At 54.6% G+C, this 17230-nt stretch carries 17 protein-coding genes; 9 read left to right on the top strand and 8 right to left on the bottom strand.

The annotated features are described in order from the left end of the window. Positions 1–47: 47 nt before the first annotated feature. From AC2IBB_RS00265 to AC2IBB_RS00255, 3 genes are read right to left on the bottom strand one after another with little or no spacing between them, the layout of a single operon-like run. Entirely contained in the window at positions 48–407 is a 360-nt protein-coding gene (locus AC2IBB_RS00265) for a cupredoxin domain-containing protein (protein WP_486330925.1), read from the bottom strand. Beyond that, a complete protein-coding gene (locus AC2IBB_RS00260; protein ID WP_486330924.1) occupies positions 404–3016 on the bottom strand; it encodes a heavy metal translocating P-type ATPase in 2613 nt (870 codons plus the stop codon). Before AC2IBB_RS00260 ends, AC2IBB_RS00265 begins: the two co-directional genes overlap by 4 nt. A 17-nt stretch (positions 3017–3033) precedes the next feature. Next, positions 3034–3471 (bottom strand): MerR family transcriptional regulator, encoded by a 438-nt coding sequence (locus tag AC2IBB_RS00255; protein ID WP_486330923.1) that lies wholly within the window; start codon positions 3469–3471, stop codon positions 3034–3036. Positions 3472–3653: 182 nt separating this feature from the next. Here AC2IBB_RS00255 and AC2IBB_RS00250 point away from each other — a divergent pair, with 182 nt between their 5' ends. Together AC2IBB_RS00250 and AC2IBB_RS00245 are read left to right on the top strand one after the other, a co-directional pair. Then, entirely contained in the window at positions 3654–4019 is a 366-nt protein-coding gene (locus AC2IBB_RS00250) for a winged helix-turn-helix transcriptional regulator (protein ID WP_486330922.1), read from the top strand. Positions 4020–4266: 247 nt separating this feature from the next. Next, positions 4267–4782 (top strand): lactoylglutathione lyase family protein, encoded by a 516-nt coding sequence (locus AC2IBB_RS00245; protein WP_486330921.1) that lies wholly within the window; start codon positions 4267–4269, stop codon positions 4780–4782. Positions 4783–4951: 169 nt separating this feature from the next. On the opposite strand, the gene AC2IBB_RS00240 is transcribed toward AC2IBB_RS00245, so the two are convergent. After that, the gene (locus AC2IBB_RS00240) at positions 4952–5935 is read right to left on the bottom strand and encodes a lipin/Ned1/Smp2 family protein (RefSeq protein ID WP_486330920.1); all 984 of its coding nucleotides are present in this window, start codon (positions 5933–5935) and stop codon (positions 4952–4954) included. 440 nt (positions 5936–6375) lie between these two features. Here AC2IBB_RS00240 and AC2IBB_RS00235 point away from each other — a divergent pair, with 440 nt between their 5' ends. Further along, positions 6376–6624 carry a hypothetical protein gene (locus AC2IBB_RS00235; RefSeq protein WP_486330919.1) on the top strand — a complete coding sequence of 83 codons (249 nt, stop codon included), beginning with the start codon at positions 6376–6378 and terminating at the stop codon, positions 6622–6624. A gap of 27 nt (positions 6625–6651) precedes the next feature. Here AC2IBB_RS00235 and AC2IBB_RS00230 read toward each other — a convergent pair whose 3' ends face one another. Continuing rightward, the gene (locus AC2IBB_RS00230; protein ID WP_486330918.1) at positions 6652–7623 is read right to left on the bottom strand and encodes a helix-turn-helix transcriptional regulator; all 972 of its coding nucleotides are present in this window, start codon (positions 7621–7623) and stop codon (positions 6652–6654) included. Between the two features lie 104 nt (positions 7624–7727). Between AC2IBB_RS00230 and AC2IBB_RS00225 the strand changes: the two genes are divergently transcribed. Both AC2IBB_RS00225 and AC2IBB_RS00220 read left to right on the top strand, forming a co-directional pair. Beyond that, positions 7728–8381 (top strand): glutathione S-transferase family protein, encoded by a 654-nt coding sequence (locus AC2IBB_RS00225; protein WP_486330917.1) that lies wholly within the window; start codon positions 7728–7730, stop codon positions 8379–8381. 141 nt (positions 8382–8522) lie between these two features. Then, the gene (locus AC2IBB_RS00220; RefSeq protein WP_486330916.1) at positions 8523–9080 is read left to right on the top strand and encodes a prolyl hydroxylase family protein; all 558 of its coding nucleotides are present in this window, start codon (positions 8523–8525) and stop codon (positions 9078–9080) included. Between the two features lie 42 nt (positions 9081–9122). On the opposite strand, the gene AC2IBB_RS00215 is transcribed toward AC2IBB_RS00220, so the two are convergent. Next, the gene (locus AC2IBB_RS00215; RefSeq protein WP_486330915.1) at positions 9123–11030 is read right to left on the bottom strand and encodes a S41 family peptidase; all 1908 of its coding nucleotides are present in this window, start codon (positions 11028–11030) and stop codon (positions 9123–9125) included. A 167-nt stretch (positions 11031–11197) separates the two neighbouring features. Between AC2IBB_RS00215 and AC2IBB_RS00210 the strand changes: the two genes are divergently transcribed. From AC2IBB_RS00210 to AC2IBB_RS00200, 3 genes are all read left to right on the top strand, one after another. Next, on the top strand, positions 11198–11419 hold the full coding sequence (locus AC2IBB_RS00210; protein ID WP_486330914.1) for a hypothetical protein: 222 nt from the start codon (positions 11198–11200) through the stop codon (positions 11417–11419). A gap of 22 nt (positions 11420–11441) precedes the next feature. Beyond that, the gene (locus AC2IBB_RS00205) at positions 11442–12260 is read left to right on the top strand and encodes a DUF2310 family Zn-ribbon-containing protein (RefSeq protein WP_486330913.1); all 819 of its coding nucleotides are present in this window, start codon (positions 11442–11444) and stop codon (positions 12258–12260) included. Positions 12261–12373: 113 nt separating this feature from the next. Next, positions 12374–12829 (top strand): DUF4124 domain-containing protein, encoded by a 456-nt coding sequence (locus AC2IBB_RS00200; protein ID WP_486330912.1) that lies wholly within the window; start codon positions 12374–12376, stop codon positions 12827–12829. Positions 12830–12850: 21 nt separating this feature from the next. Here AC2IBB_RS00200 and AC2IBB_RS00195 read toward each other — a convergent pair whose 3' ends face one another. Then, entirely contained in the window at positions 12851–14794 is a 1944-nt protein-coding gene (locus AC2IBB_RS00195) for a methyl-accepting chemotaxis protein (RefSeq protein ID WP_486330911.1), read from the bottom strand. A gap of 149 nt (positions 14795–14943) precedes the next feature. After that, complete coding sequence (locus tag AC2IBB_RS00190) at positions 14944–15906, bottom strand: isoaspartyl peptidase/L-asparaginase family protein (protein ID WP_486330910.1); 963 nt, start codon at positions 15904–15906, stop codon at positions 14944–14946. A 139-nt stretch (positions 15907–16045) separates the two neighbouring features. Here AC2IBB_RS00190 and AC2IBB_RS00185 point away from each other — a divergent pair, with 139 nt between their 5' ends. Next, on the top strand, positions 16046–17230 hold the full coding sequence (locus AC2IBB_RS00185) for a hypothetical protein (protein WP_486330909.1): 1185 nt from the start codon (positions 16046–16048) through the stop codon (positions 17228–17230).

Here is a 17230-nt window from a genome sequence, read left to right as displayed (position 1 = left end):
GATTGGCTCCTTGTGGATCATGCTATTTGTAGCTTTATCGCTGGCGATCAGACAACTTTCAGCGATCCCTGATACATGTTCATCTGACAGTTAAATTTATAGACGCCTTTTTCCTGCGCCTGAATGCGGATGTCCTTGGCGTGGCCGACCGGCAACTCCTCGCTGATATTCAGCCTATCGAAAATCACCATGGCGGCGCAGGGGCTGGGGTCTTTGCGCAGGAAGCGCAAGGTGGCGCTTTCCCCGGCGGGTATTTCGATGTGACTGGGACTGTACACGCCGTCCGCCACCGTGATTTCGATGGCTCCGCCAGCGCTGCGCGCGGCGCTTTGCGGCCGCCACAGCCAGAACCAATAGATCACAAAAGCGATAGCGCCCAGACCTAGCAGATTGACCAGAATACTCATGACGCTTTCTCCTCTTGTTGATGCTGCGCGTTGGCGGTGCTGCTTTTGAACAGGCGCAGGCGATTGGCGTTGCTGACTACCGTGACCGACGACATGGACATGGCTGCGCCAGCCAGCACCGGGCTCATCAGCACGCCTAGCAGGGGATACAGCAACCCGGCCGCCACAGGAATGCCCAGCGCGTTATAGACAAACGCACCGAACAGGTTCTGTTTGATATTGCGCACGGTGGCCCGGGAAACCTCAATGGCGTCGGCGAGACCATGCAGGGAGCCGCGCATCAGGGTGATGTCGGCGCTTTCAATCGCCACGTCCGTACCGGTGCCGATGGCGAAGCCTACGTCCGCCTCGGCCAGCGCCGGAGCGTCGTTGACGCCATCGCCCACCATGCCCACCAGTTCACCCTGCGCGGCCTTCTGGCGCAGGTCGCGAATCACGCGCGCTTTATCTTCCGGCAACACTTCGGCGATAACTTCATCTACGCCCACCTGTTTGGCGATAGCCTCGGCGGAGCGTTTCACATCGCCGGTCAGCATGATGACGCGCAGGCCGCGTTCGCGCAGACGGGCGATGGCGTCGCGGGAGTCGGATTTGATCTTGTCCGCCACGGCGATGACCCCGGCCAGCGCGCCATCGGTCGCCATAAACAGCGGTGTGGCGGCCTGTTCCGCCAGTTTATCCGCCGCTTCCTTGAGCGGGCTGGCGTCAATGTGATTAGTCTCCATCCAGCGGCGATTGCCAAGCAGCACGGTGACGCCATCGATTATCCCAGTCACGCCTTGGCCAGACTCGCTATGAAAGTCGACGGGATCGCTCAAGGTCAGGGACTGTTCGCGAGCGGATTCCACAATCGCCATGCCCAGGGGGTGCTCGGAGGCTTTCTCCAGACTGGCGGCGAGACGCAATAGTTCAGTTTGATCGCGTCCGTCGACCGCCTGAATCTCCAGCACGGAAGGCTTGCCCTCGGTAATAGTGCCGGTTTTATCCAGCACCAGGGTGGCCAGCTCGCCCGCCTGCTGCAGGGCGCCGCCGTTGCGGATCAACACGCCGGCTTCCGCCGCTTTGCCGACGCCGACCATCACTGACATGGGTGTGGCTAGTCCCAGTGCGCAGGGACAGGCGATGATCAGCACGGTGGTCGCCGCCACCAGCATATGCGCGATCCGGGGATCGGGACCGAAGTTATACCAGGCAAGGGCGGCGATGACGGCGATGATCAGCACCACCGGTACGAATACGGCGGAAATCTTGTCCGCCAGTCGCCCTAGCGGCGGTTTGGCGTTCTGAGCTTTTTTCACCATGGCGATGATTTGCGCTAACGCCGTGTCCTTGCCGACTTTCACCGCGACATAGGTCATGGAGCCGGTTTTATTGAGCGCGCCGGCGGACACCTTGTCCCCCTGCTTTTTCTCCACAGGAATCGGTTCGCCGGTCAGCATGGACTCGTCCACCAGACTTTTGCCGTCGCGCACCTCGCCGTCCACCGCGATTTTTTCGCCGGGGCGCACGCGCAGAAGGTCGCCTTTACGAACGTTCTCAATGGGAATGTCTTTCTCGTCGCCGTCACGAATGACGCGGGCGGTTTTGGGCTGCAAGTCCAGCAGTCGTTTTATGGCCTGGGAGGTTTTACCGCGGGCGCGCACTTCCAGCGCCAGGCCCAGGTTGATCAAGCCGATGATCATGGCGGAGGCCTCAAAGTAGACATGCCGCGCCATTTCCGGCACAGCCTGGGGCAACACCGCCACCGCCATGGAGTACAGCCAGGCGGCGCCGGCGCCGGTGGCGATCAGGGTGTCCATGTTGGCTGAATGATTCTTGAAGGCTTTCCAGGCGCCGGTGTAGAAGTGGCCGCCGGATTTCGCCATCACTCCCAAGGTGATCAGGCCGACCGCCAACCAGGCGAACTGGCTGAGTCCCGTCTGCACCATCATTTCCCCACCTAACAGCCCCCAGGCCATCAAGGGGACGCCCAGGCCCAGAGCCAGCCACATATTTTGCAGCAACTGTTTGTAGTAGGCCTGCTCCGCCTTCTCCTTGGTTTCCTGGTCGGCGGCGTCATCCGTCGCCGGGGTGGCGCCGTATCCGGCCTGCTCCACTGCCTGGATCAACGCGTCCGTATCCGCATTACCTTCCACTGTGGCGGTGCGGTCGGCGAAATTCATGGCGGCGCTGTCGACGCCGGGAACACCCTGTAACGCCTGCTCAATTTTACTGACGCAGGCTGCGCATTTAGCGCCGGTGATATTTAATTGAACGGCGCCGGTCTGACCCGTCGACGGTGGTGACGCGTTTTGTTCAGGTGAGGATTCCGGTTTCTCGGCGCTGAGTTCGCAATGGGCGTCAGCGGCGCCATCGTTATTCCGTTTGTTCTCTTTATCCTGGTCGTTCTCTTTCAGTTCCGCCGGATAGCCTAACTGGCGGATCGCCTCCAATGCGGCGGGAATATCCACAGCGGCGTCGATGGCGACGGTTTGTTGCTGCAGATCCACCGATACTTTGTCTGTGTCGGTCAGGGGAGCCAGCGCGTGTTTGATTTTTTTCACGCAGCTTTGGCAGCCGGCTCCTTGGATCGCGATAAGCGCGCCTTGTTCCGATAATGCCTGATTCATGTCAGCCTCCACTGGCGCTAGCGTTGCGCGCCGGTTTCCTGTTCCCAATATTCAATCAGCCGGCAGATGGTGTGGCCGTTGGGATCGCCGTCAGGCATGTGCTCCCAGGCGCTCATCGCCTCCTGCATGCGGGCTTTGAGCTGAGTGAGCTCGGCGATCTGGCGTTCCACTTCGGCGAACTTCTCCTCAAACAAGCGTCGCACCATGGGGCAGGGTGAGTGATGATCTTCCGCCTGCGCCATGATCTGATTGATTTCCTTGACGCTGAACCCCAATTGCCGCGCCTTTTTGGCGAAGATCAGCTTTTGCAGGTCATCCCGATCATAGAGCTGATAACCGTTGTCCGGATCGCGCCTGGGATTCAAAAGACCCTGTTTGGTGTAGAAGCGCACGGTGTCTGCAGTGACTCCGCTGCGTTTCGCCATCTCGCTGACTTTCAGTTGTAAACCCGTCATGTTCCGGCATCTCCCATTGTCTGCGTCGATGAGTGTAAGCTTAGTGTAAAACCTGGGAGTAACACATAGGTCAAGGGGGAGGAGAAAATGAATGAAAAGTGACTGCCTCAGGAGGATGTGATTGCGCTAACCCTGTATTACCATTCGGATTTTGGTTACCGAGAGAGTTCGCCGAGGGACGCATGTATACCTGGAATGACAAACCCTATCGATGCCCGGTGGAGATCGCCTTTGCGGCGGTGGGCGGTAAATGGAAGTGCCTGATACTGTGGCACCTGCATTTGGGCAAAATGCGATTCAAGGAACTGGAGCGAATCGTGCCGGGAGTGAGCCAGAAAATGCTGACCCAGCAGCTCAAGGAAATGGAGAGAGACGGACTCATCGTGAAGACGATTTTCCCAGAAGCGCCTCCCAAGGTGGAGTATGAACTGACGGAGCGCGGCCACAGCATCTTTCCCATTCTGGAGCAGATGCATGAATGGGCCATCGCGCAGTTCGACCTGGAAAAGTCGGCGCAAACAGAGTCGCTCCCTCCCATTTCCACTTAAGTCAGCAGGGGCGTGGGCTTAACGGAGCTCCTGCCTGTTCTGCAAGTTGGAAGTGCAGGAGGAAGCGGGAATACTTACCAAAAAGTGCCTACTTGATCAGCCACATAGCCCTGCCTATGATGCTCCCAGATCGCAGTCGCTCTGCGATATCGCCAAGAGAAAAAGTTCGGCCGACTTGTTTTTCTGCTTCTCATTTCTATGTGAAATGCGCCTGCGGGCGCGAGCAACAAAACATTGAGGTCAACAGATGGAAAAAAGATATCCAAGAGCCTTTTCCCACATTGGGATTTCCGTTCCCGATATCGCCAAAGCCCTGGCGTTTTATCAACAGGCGCTGGGCTGGTACGTCATCATGGACGTTACGGAGGTCAAGGAAGAAAAGGACACCGCCATTGGCGCCATGTGCATCGACGTATTTGGCGAAGGCTGGGGCTCCTTTAAAATCGCCCACCTGTCCACCAGCGACAGCATTGGAATAGAACTGTTCGAATTCCCACAAAACAAAACGCCCCGCCACGAGTTCAACCCCTATCAGACCGGCGTGTTCCATTTCTGCGTACAGGACCCGGATGTGGAAGGTTTGGCTCAGCGCATCGTCGAACTGGGCGGCAAGCAAAGAATGCCGATCCGGGAATATTTCCCGGGTGAAAAGCCATACAGAATGGTCTACATGGAAGACCCGTTCGGCAACATCGTGGAAATTTATTCGCATTCCTATGAGCTACACTACAGCGCCGGGGCGTATCAGAATCAATCCGCGTAAAGGCTACAGACCAGCTGATAATGGGATTCTATACCGGCTAATAACAGGTTTAGTTAATACATAAGCGACGCGTTGCGCCGTTTGGTGGCGGAGCGCGTGGTCCTCACTGATCGAGATGAAAACAGGGAAGCCAAGGCTTCCCTGTTTATTACCGCTTAAGGAGCGCTGATTATCGCCATTCGCATTCCGCGGCGGGAGTTTCCGTCACGACGGTGGAGTAGTGATAGGCGTAATCGCCGTCAATCGCCTGAGTGCCTTCCTGGCCTGCTTCCGGCCCTATGATGTAAGTCTCCGCCTTTGACAAACCTGCGTCGGCGTAGGCCGCGATATCGGTGGCGGCGTTGCCGTAGGCGCGCACGATATCCAGCTGCACGTCATTCAGCAGATGACGGATATAAGCGGTTTTATAGGCCTGAGTTTGCGGGTTGGCTGGATTTTCCGCGTTGCTGTCCGTGCGCAGGTGCCATTGAAACAGGCCTTTGGTGTTGAACCAGTTGCGGGTGGTTTTCGCCATCCAGTATTGGCGGCCAGTTAAATACACCACCTGATAGCCTTTCTCCACATAGTCCCATACCACCTCCGCCGCGTAGTTGTGCATTTCCGCTGTGTCTGTGCCCAGGTAGTCGCCGATGGCTTCGAAGTCGTTGAGGGTCAGCGTGCCGTCGATGTCAAAGAGCACGGTTTTACGGCCGGGCTGCACCACCGTCAGGTAACCGGATGCTTCCGTATGGTCGCCTTCCACCACCATGCGCACCACATAGTCGCCCTCCGGCTTGTTGATGTTGACGTAAATCTTGCCGTCACTATTGGTGCGATGTTCTCCCAGATATTCCCAAGCGGACATGCCGCTTCCGTAGACATAGACATGAATGTCCTCATCTTCCAGGTCTTTATGGAACAGGGCGGAGTAGTCGAATTTGCCCACCATGGTGGCGGAATCGCCGGCTTTGACGATCTGGTCGTGGACCATATGGAATGGTTTGTTCAGAGAAGCGAGCAGACGGTTACCCCAATGGTGAAACGACTTCTGCGCCGGCTTCTGCAGACCGGGCGCATGCAGCACGCTGTCGTAATCGGGGCAGTATTCAGCGTTGACGGTCAGACTGAGCGAAGCAGCGAGCAGTCCGCCAGCCAGAAAAGAGAGTTTATGCATGATTTTAAAGAGTCCTTTTTTAGTTATTGTTCAATGAGGCGTCCCCATTGCATCCTGGTCAGGGAGCGGAGGGATGTGAACGCGGCCCTAATTTTTCACAGCAATATGAAAAACTGATGAAAGCCGTCGGGAAATTGTGCATGTGGAAGAGGGAGGGGAATATCCCTAATAAAGCCTATTTTTTTGTTGGGGTTTGGCTAATGTTAGGATGAGGCGTTACCAGCTGCTTACCACTTATGATCACAATCGGTTCTATTTCCAGAGAAAAGGCCAGTGAGGATTTTCCTTTTCTCGCGCAACATTACCGCGGGTGACGGAAGGCGATTAAAGCTTTTACCCACCTTGCGCCTGATTACGTCTTCTGGATTTATCCCGATGGGGATTTATTCGACGCTAAAGACTCACACAAGAACAACACGCCGAAGGGCTTCCAACATATTTTGTTGGATGAGCCGGATTACGGCGGCTTTTTAAGGGGGCGAGTCGCCAGCAATTATGGTCCCCAAATCATTGTGGTGTATTGCAGAGAGGAAGCTTTGGCGAGCGATCCGATCAAGATTCGCCAGTTCCTAAACGGTGTGGCGCAGCTTCCCATCCCACTGCAACAGAATACGTTGGTCGTTAGCGATAATGCGGATATTTACAGAACGTTGGCGGATATTCGTCAGCGCGTCGGCGTCGTTGGGTAACGCTAAACCGGCGATCGGTCATACTTTTTATTGTTTCGGCGCATACAACTGCGCCATTTCCTTCGCGATACTCGCCATTTTTTCCCGCAATTCCGGTGGTCCCAGCACTTCCAGTTCAGCGCCGAACCGCAATAGCTCCACGCAGGCCTGACGCAGAGTCCCGACGGGCAGTGTGGCTCTGCGCCAACCCTGAGCGTCCGGGGTTGGATCAGTGATGGTGGCGGCGCGCACATACGGCGAGTTGAGCGCGTCCATCATCCAGACGCCTTTTTCGGTCAGGCGCACTTCGGCGACATAGGTGTGTAACTCTTCCTCCAGACGGAGAGTATTGGCTCGCCAGTATTCCGCCAGGCCGAAATCCGACGGACGTTCAAAGCGGGTTTCCGAGACGGTCAGCTCCAAAATACGGGAGATGCGATAGGTGCGGAGATCGCCATCAACTTGCGCCACCAGATACCAGGAGCCGCTTTTCAATACCACGCCCCATGGCTCGGCGCGTCGCTGCTTCTCGCCTTTCCAGCTCTGGTAGCGCATCTCGATTATGCGCTGTTCCCAGACGGCCCGGGTAATGTCCCTTAAATGATCCGGGTGTTCCGCTTCTGCGAACCAGGCGGGGGCGTCCAGATGAAACCGGGATTGCATGCGCTCAGCGCCGGAGCGCAGTTCCTGAGGCAGGGCCGCCAGCAGCTTTGTCTGGGCGGCGGAGACGGCGGCGCCCAAACCCATATCGTTGGCGGGACCGGCTAAACCGGTCAGGAACAGGGCTTCCGCCTCCTGTGACGATAGTCCGTTGAGACGGGTGCGGTAGCCGTCTAGAAGACGGTATCCGCCCTCGGCGCCACGCTCGCTATAAACCGGGATGCCCAGTGCGCTCAGGGTTTCTATGTCGCGATAAACCGTGCGCAGAGACACGCCGCACTCTTTCGCCAGCGCAGGCGCGGTGGTTTGGCCGTGAGCTTGAAGGGTCATTAGGATGGTCAGGAGACGGCTGGCGCGCATAACAAACCTGCTGCAAATTTTTTATTTTAAACCTGACAAAAATTGACAGGTATGGGGTCGTATTATGCCACTGAGTTTATTTCCCAACCAAAAGGATATGCGTCATGGCTTCTGATTCGAAAATCGTGTTGTTTCACTGCCCCCAGACCCGCTCCACTGGCTCCATGGTTTTGTTGGAGGAACTGGAAGCGGCTTATGAAGTGAAACTGATCAACATCCGCAATGGCGATAATCGCCGAGACGAGTATTTGCAGGTGAACCCCTTGGGCAAAGTCCCTGCGCTGCAGCATGGCGATGCGCTGATCACGGAGCAGGTGGCGATCTTTCTTTATCTTGCTGACTTGTTTCCACAGGCGGGCCTGGCTCCAGCGTTGAATGATCCGTTGCGCGGGCCTTATTTGCGCTGGATGGTGTATTACGCCAGTTGTTTTGAGCCAGCGGTGGTGGATAAGGCCATGCAAAGAGAGCCCGCGCCGCGGGACACAAGTCCCTATGCGGATTATGACCTCATGTTGAACGCTGTCGTCGAGCGCATCGCCAGTGGACCTTACATTCTGGGCGTAAAGTTCTCGGCGGCGGACGTACTGTGGGGGATGGCGTTTCACTGGTGTACTCAGTTTGGCTTGGTTCCGCGCACGGATGTCATCGACGCTTATATCAAACGCGTCACCAGTCGCCGCAGTTTCAGCGAGGTGTTGGCAAAAGACGCGGAGGTAGCGGCGCAACTGCAGGCGCAAGCGGAAACATCGACAGACTGATCTCTCTTCACATTTCTCATCCCATCGCCGCCCTTCTTGGGCGGCTTATGCGTATGGTTTTCCCTGTCCGCCACAGGATAATACAGACTCCTACCGCCCATCTGGGCATTCGCCGCGTAGTCATAGGAGTGAGTTGGCGACATGAAAAAAATCGAATACGGCGCAGGCGTTTTCGCCATTCAAGGGTTTCTAACGACGCCTGAGTGCGACGCCTATATTTCCGACAGTGAAGCAATGGGATACGACGAAGCGGAGATCCAAACCGCGCGTGGATCGCAGATGTACAAAGATATTCGCAATAATGATCGCGTGATTTTTGATGACGCCGTCATGGCGGATAATATCTTCAATCGAATCAAAGCCATGCTGCCGCAGGAGTTGGACGGTTGGGAGCTGATCGGCCTGAACGAACGCTTACGTTTCTACCGCTATGAACCCGGCCAGTACTTCAAATGGCATCGCGACGGCTCATACTCCCGCAGCGAAAACGAAGCGAGCCTGCTGTCATTCCTGATCTTTCTGAACGAAGATTATGAAGGCGGAGAAATCGCCTTCCGCTGGGACAAAATCAAACCCGAAAGAGGCTCCGTGGTAGTATTTCCTCATGCGACAATGCATCAAGGCTGCACTGTCGAAAGCGGCGTTAAATATGTGCTGCGCACGGATGTGATGTATCGGGAGACTCTCGATACGAAGTGAGGCGGCGGATGCCGCCCTACTTTGATGATTTTACGCCACGCCCTATTTTTTCAGTGCGAGCAATTCGGCGAAAAGGCGTAGAGTTTCCTGCATCTCTACATCTGGCTGCCCCATTTCGTTCCAACGCAGCTCCAACTCGTTGATTTTGTTTTGTAGACGCAGGTAACTGGCGTCGTCCAGAAGGTATCCTTTCAATTCTCTCTCAGCCAGTGCATTTTGATATTGGTTATTGAGCTGGAGCGAGGGATCTGATTTCACTCTTTGCTCATGTTGGGTTTGTAAATGAGAATAATCAAATCTTGGCGATTCATTGGAGTAGACAGGGTCTGTGGAGTCCAACACATAGTCGCTGTAGGGACTAGTTATCTTTTCTGCAGACAATATATCAGCGGGATAGAGCTTTAATGACAGGTCTGGCTCAATGCCTTTTCCAGTCAAACTTTCTCCGTTAATTTTATATAAGGCGGCGGAGGCGATACAAACGGCGCCCGTTTTCGTTTTTTTGCTCTGACAAAAGATTCCATTTCCTGATGTGCGTCTCCCAATAACGACCGCCAAACCATGCTCTTGTAGCGCAGAAGTTAACGTTTCTGAGCCGAAAGCGGTATTTTCATTTACCAAGATCACAGTTGGAAGCTGTACCTGAGGTTCAGAAAAAGCATCGTAGACCTTCCAGCGCTCGTCTGTATTAACGACGGCCATTGGGGAATGCAGAGGTAAGAATATGTCACTGGTCTTTAGGCCCTCAGCAAGGATAGATCCGGCATTGTTTCGGAGATCGATAATGAGCCCATCTGCGTGATTGTTCTGAATGTACTTAAGCGCAGCCCTAATATCATCCGCTGATGAGACAGGGCTGTTGTAAAATGAAGGCGCCTTCACAACGCCTATTTTGAAGTTCTTATTTTCTAATCCAATGACCTCTATGTACTGCGATACCCGAACCAGAGGGATTTTTACTTCTTTATGCTGAATTAAGATGGGAATTTTAGCTCCATCGCGTATAACAGTAAGCTCCGTTTGGGCGCCCTTTTTCGCAGCCAGGGTTTCCATTGCTTCGTCCTGATTAATGCCTGCCAAGTCTACGACAGGACCTTGATCGTGTCTGAGACTGACAAGCCTATCGCCAACTTTTAGCGCACTGGCGGCCGCGGGACTGTAGGGTAAAATTTTGGTTATCTGAACCAAGCCAGTGTCTTCTTTGAAGGCTACTCCAATACCAACCAATGAAGAGTCAGAGTAGTCTTTGCTTGGTGCAGGGAAGTATCTCGACCAAGGATCAAGGCGCTTCATGATGGATGAAACTAATGTGCTGAAGTATTGGTCGTTATCTGAGTGCTGTAATCTTTCTATCTGGTGTTGCAGGCTTTTTTCCAGAACATGAGTCGCCTCGCTATTAGTCAGCCCACTCCTTGTCAGTTTGCGTAAGTCATGGGTTAAATGCTGTTTCCAGCGAAGGCGTAATTGACCTGCATCGGCAGCCCACTCTTGAGAGTTCAGCGGTCCATAAAAATCCGCGAGACTGATATGGTGAACTAAATTTTGCGCGGTCTCTAAATTTATGGTTGCAGCCTGTTTATACAGTTCACCAACTTGATATGCGGAGGAGATTGCCCCTGCTGCAATCAAAGTTGAGAACTCTGGGTGCTGCTTTTCAATCTCGTTAATATCGGCTTGAGAGAGTGTCAGTCTCTCAGGATCGAGTTGCAGAAGATATCTGTTCAGACTTCCTTGCCAAAATTTCTCAGCCTCTATATTCGTATTAAAAATGTGGCTTTGTTTGACTTGGGAAAGCACTTGAAGAAACTCTTCCTGCTCCGTGGAGATTTGTCTCGATACCTGCTGAGTAGAGGACTCTGGACGGTAGCCTTCGTTCGTTGCGCACCCCCCTAGTGATACAGCCGCTATTAATAAGGTGAATGGGATAAGGTTATTCCTTTTGTTTGTCATGATTTATTTCCAGCTGAGAAAAATAGAACGCATTTTACATTAAACATAAGGCCGGAAAAGGAAAGGCCGCCGCTGCTTCAAATAGCCACCGTATCCGACCTATTGTTTATAGAATGGTTTCAGCGTGGCAGAATGCCAGAATGTTTTTACCCTGGGCGGTTTGTTAGATGGAAGATCTATTAGTCCTACTCCTTAGACTGCTGGGCGCCATTGCGCAAGGCGTGCTCTATTTCGTGATGGAGTTTCTGATCAAAGGCCCGGGGTATCTGATCCATCGGCTATTCGCCGGTAAACATGCCGACCCGGAAGGATTATTTGCGTTTGTGTTTGGGATATTTTTTTGGGTTGTGGTTGGATTTGGAGCGTATTTTATATATCGCCTAGTTTGAGTTCAGGGATTGGGAATAAACATTGATTCTACATAAAGTAACCTTTGGTTCGCTGGTTAATGATGATAAAGATGAGGCGCTGGAGCTGGCGTTCAGCTTTCTCTCTACGCTTGCACATAATGGGCAAGTGAATGTAGACGATTATGTTTGTGCAGTTCAGCAAGGCATTGTTTGCGCATATGTTAATACACTTGGACCAAGCGCCACGGAGCTGAGTTTTTTTAACCGTTATGGTTTGAGTTCATTGGAAGCGCTTAAACGGTATTTTGGCGGTGAACCGGTTTGGGAAACGTTGGAAGATAACGCGCCAAAGAAGGAAGCCTCATGGAAAGGCGCGCCATTCCTGTACCTGCATACGATCGACAATGGCGGCGAGTCGCCGTTATATCGGGGCGACAATGGAGAAAATATCACCCTGTACACTGTTCCTTGCGATGCAGATGATCGTGAGCAGGCTTATTTCTGGCAACGGAATTACCGCCAGTGTGACTCGATTTGGATGAGATCCGCCGTGCTTGAGTCAGAAACCTACAAGGAGCTTGCCGACGCCAATAGTGCGCTAACTTTGGCTGGGAAGGAAGTTTGCCGGATCATTGAACACGCTACCGGCGTACCTACGTACTACTTTCTCTTTCGGTATTGGGGCCGACGCAAAAATGAGGAAAAACGCAGGTGTCCCGGGTGCGGTGGAGATTGGCGGACAGGTCATTCTATTGAGAGGGGCAGCGACCTCTGGTTATTCCCCTACCAATGCGAACCCTGCAGGCTGGTCGCCAGTCACGCGTTAGATGATGACGATGAGCGCCGTGCTTCCATTGGCGAATGGAAGGGCGGTAAGTAGGCGTTCGGCGCGCGTTTCCGCATTTATTTGTATCCTGGGATTGATGGTCTATTCTGGTTATTTTGTAAGGTCGCTCGTTAGGAGCGGCGTGGACTCAGTCTTTGGAGTTGGAAATGCGGAAGTTGGCGGTGATTTTCTTGTTGTGGTCAGGGATGGCGAATGCGGGTATCTACAAGTGTACGGATGCGTCGGGCAATATGACGTTTTCGGATCGTCCCTGCCCGGGACAGAAGCAGGAGCAAATCAAAAAGGATGCGGCGCCCGTTGCTACGGATGATGAAGGATCGGCGTCCGGGGAAGCATTGGGGCCTGATTTCTGTTCTAAATCCATCAGCAATGGCAAGGACTGGCTGTCGAGCATGCGGGACGTCGCCAGGAAAAACCTGAACTCCGGCCACATGACGCAGGCGCAATACGATCAGGGCATGCCTGAATTGAAGCGCATCGAAAGCAAGCTGACCCCGCGTGAGTGCTCACAGGCGCAAGGCAAGCAACGCCAGTTCTTCGAGTGTCTCAATGAAGCCTCCAACCACATCGCCCAGTGCATGAGCACCTATCGGCCTTATTAATCCCTTAGAAAATGTCGGGCGTCACACTACAAACTCAGACACCTGCCGCCGTAAATCCGATACGGACTGCTGAATGCTGGCTCCGGCCTGGGCGGATTCGGCGGCGGACTGCTGGGTGCGCTCCGACGCGTCGGCGATATTGACGATGTTGCGATTGATCTCCTCCGCGACGCCGCTTTGCTCCTCCGCCATGGAGGCTATCTCGGTGGTGCGGTCATAGAGACCGATCACCAGTTGGTTGATGTTTTCCAGACTGCTGTCGGATTCAGTAAATGTCTCGCTGGAGCGCTTGGCCCGCTCTGAGGCGGCGCTGATGGAGCGCACCGCGCTCTGACTGCCGCTTTGCAGGCTGTCTATGCGGTTTTGAATTTCTGTGGTGGACTGCTGGGTTTTATTGGCGAGGGTGCGCACTTCATCCGCCACCACCGCAAAACCACGTCCGCTGTCTCCCGCCCGCGCAGCCTCGATGGCGGCGTTGAGCGCAAGCAGGTTGGTTTGTTCGGCGATGGTGCGTATCACCAGCAATACGGAGCCGATTTCTTTGCTGTGAGAGTCGAGTTGATTGACGACTTCCTCCGCATTGCTCATTTCTGATTGCAGCGAGTGCAACATATTGCGCAGATTATGCGAGATAGAGCCGGATTTTTTAGTTTCCGACTTGATGTGATCGACGTCGTTCGCCACCAGTTGCACATGCTCCGCCACATGATGAATGCTGCTGGACATTTCTGAGATAGCGGAAGAGATCTGTTCGATTTCCTGTTTTTGATGCGCCACGGCTTCATCGGCGTGCTGGGTGTTCTGCTTTAATTCATCGGATTGCGACGAAGCCAGTTCTGCGGATTTATTGACGTTCAACACGATTTTCTGTATCCGCTCGATAAAGACATTGAGGCCTTTGCCCACGTCGGCGATTTCGTCGTTACCCTGAATTTTCACCCGTTGCGTCAGGTCAGCTTTGCCCTCGGCGATGTTCCAGATGGCTTTGCTTAACACATCCACTTTCAACACTACCCGTACGCCCAGCACCAGCGATATCAGCACGACCAGAATAACTCCCGCTGCAAGTGAGGCCGTGGTCAGACTGCCAATTAATGACTCCGCTCCCTCGCGAATTTGCAGGACGGCGGAGGAAATGGACTCATCCGTATGCGTTTCCGTGTTTTTCAGAGACAACCGCAACGCCTCCGTCACCCGTGATAATTCACTGCCGAGCACATTGGCCACCGCCACTTTGCTCTGGTTGGTAAGATCTGAGAACTGGCCTTTCAGCCGCTCCATCTGGCCGTCGATGCGGGAAGTGCTGACGCCAACCACAAACTGGCCGATCACGGCGCCCTGGGGCGCGATATCCGTACGGATGACGACGATGCCGGGATCTTTCTCCGCCGCATCGATGACTTTGGCCAGCGAGCCTTTGCCTTCGCCCTGTTTGATCAGCTCCTGCACTTTCTCATCGGTGCGGTCGACATAGCGGGTCAACTGCTCGGGCTCCTGGCCGAAGAAGCCATAAAAGCCGGCGAACACGATGGAGTCGCTGTTATCCACCAACTGCGCCAGGCGCGTCAATTCTGGCGTGTCACGGTCCCAGATAGCGGGCGGGGCGATAGCGGCGACGATGCCGGTGAGGTTTTTAACCCCTTCATCCAGAGTCTGTCGCAGGTTTTGAGCGATGTCCTTGCGCTGATTCTCCAACTGCTCGCCCAGTCTGCTCTGCAGCTGCTGCTGGGCGTTGTCTGACATGGTCTGCAATTGCGTGGCGACCGTGTTTTCCGCTGCGTTCAATTCAGTACTGACCTTTTGGCGACTGTCACGCAGGCCGGATTCGACTTCTTTGACCAGGTTGTTTAACTGAAATTGTCCGAGCAGAATATTGGCGACAATCTGCAGCGCCACTGCAACGCACAACACGATAAGCACCGGCCGCAATAGCCGAGTGGTGAAAAAACGCAGCAATTTAGGCATAGACATCCCCAGAAAGTACTGACAAACGGCGCAAAGCCCCCTCGCGTCCTGGCGGATGAGAAGGGGACTTTTGTCAAAAACCTTCTTTAAGAATAGTCTATCCCACTGTTTTGGCTAAAAATAATGCGAAAGCATAGTGGCCCTGGCGGTTAAGCCTTACTGGGGCGTACTGCGTCGTTACCGTAGATGCCTGTGAAAACCTCGCCGTCGCCTTCGCTCCACCCCCTATACATACCTTCCGTATTAAAGCTCAACACCACTGCGCCGGTATGATCAATGGCGATCAGACCGCCTTCGCCGCCTCTTGGCTGCAACTCCTCGAACAACACCTGCTGCGCGCACTGCTGCAGTGATTCGCCAAGATAGCGGTAACGGGCGCACACCTCATAAGCCACCACATGGCGAATAAAGTATTCCCCATGCCCGGTGGTGGACACGGCGCAACTGCGATTGTCGGCGTAAGCGCCACAGCCGATCAGCGGAGAATCGCCGACGCGGCCGTATTTTTTGTTGGTCATGCCGCCGGTGGAGGTGGCGGCGGCCAGATTGCCCGCCTGATCAATAGCGACGGCGCCCACGGTGCCGAATTTATAGTCCTCTGCGCCCGGCTCCAGGCTGGGCTTGGCTTTATCCTGGGCCTGACGCCACTGGCTGTGGCGCATGGGCGTGCCGAACCAGGAGTTCTCGACCTGGGGCAATCCCATGGTCTTGGCGAAGCGGTCCGCGCCTTCGCCCGCCAACAGGACGTGTTCGGACTTGTTCATGACCGCACGGGCCACTGTCACAGGATTGGGGCTGTTGCGGATGCCCGCCACGGCGCCGGCCTTCAATGTAGCGCCGTCCATGATGGAGGCGTCCAGCTCATGATCGCCGTCATAGTTATAGACGGAGCCTTTGCCTGCGTTGAACCATTCGCTGTTCTCCAGCTCGCGCACTGCCGCTTCGACGGCGTCCAGGCTGCTTCCTCCCTGGGCTAATATCTGCTTGCCCGCCATGACCGCCTGCCGCAGGGCGGCGTGTACTTCGTTCTCCTGGGCCTCTGTGAGCATTCCTTTGGACAGGGTCCCCGCTCCGCCATGAATGGCGATCGCGTATCGATTCGGCTGCGTCATAAAAGTTTCCTGGTTTTCTTGATGAAATACTGCTGGCGCCTGGGGTTTTCCCCAGTTATCGCCTCAGGCGAGGCTTGTTTAACTGGAGCGTTTAACAGCAGAACAATATTCCAATTTTCCAGCCGGGGGATCAATCATCATGTTCAACGTCTCCAGAAAGAGCGCTTCACAACGATACGAACGTCTCTCGTCGGCGCTTATTCTGAAAGCCTGCCTTGCGCTGACGTGGGCGCCGGCGCCAGCTTTTGCGGAAGGAGGATTCGCTGACATATATGAGCGCATAGAGGCGTTGCGAGTGACGCAAGAGCTATGCAGGGAGGCGGGTTTATCCACGGTGAGCGAATCGGCTTTTCAGCAATGGGAGCTGCGCAATAAAGTGGCGCAGATCGACGCAATCGTAAATCAGCACGCGGCGAACAACCAAAAAGTCGCTGATTTGCTTATGTCGGCGAAAAATAAGCTGCGTCACTCTCTGGAAGGTAAGCTGCCAAAACTTTGCCTGTCCCTGGCGGGCGCTCTGAGCAGTGAGGAATTCAACCTGCCCCTCAGGTACCCGGATTTTTACCACAGCCTGGAGAACTCTTCGCAACAGGCTGAAGCGTCGTCAACGTCTGCGGAAAACAAACGGGAAACCCGCGGCGGCGCTCGCGTGTCGATGATTTCCGCGGACATGGCCAAGTACAGCAAAGCTGGCGCAGGTCCGGATTGGGAGGAAGTGGAAAAGGTCGTGCTGATCGCCTCGTCAAACGGCTTTAGTCTGATATTTAAGCCACAGCTTTTGTTCAGTAATGGCGATCTGTATCGTGATTTCGATCTGGCGCTGGAAGACCTCGATGTTAGCGCATCCCGGCGCGACAGGCCCAAAGCCTGGGGAACCTGGAAGGAGCGTGGCGGCGCCTATGTCTTCAGCATTCCAGGCGAAGATCCTTGGGAGGTTCCCCGGGTTTATCCGGTATGGCCCGCAGACAAGAACGCGAAATTGGATGGAGCCTGGAAAGCCGGCTCAACCATGATCATGCCCAGCGCCGAATTGGGAATGATGGATGTCGCCGCCTCGACGCAAAGCATCACCTTCTCCCGCGACGGCCGCTTTGAACTGAATCGGTCTTCCGGCGGTTCTTTCGCGTCTGGAGGCGGTGGCGTCTCCACCTACGCCAACGCGGGATCCGCCGGGAAATATCATTTGAATGGATACGCGCTCACTCTGCAGTTCTATGACGGGCGCTCCGAACGCGTCAGCTTTTACCATTTCGACAGTAAGGGCGAGAAGTCGTCCACTGTCGTAGGGATCGCAGGCGTCACCTTTATCAAACAGGATGACTGA

The organism is Hahella sp. NS-SX17, assembly GCF_057367735.1.
The sequence above is the reverse complement of the archived record's forward strand: the minus strand, read 5'-3'. Positions and strand labels throughout refer to the sequence as shown.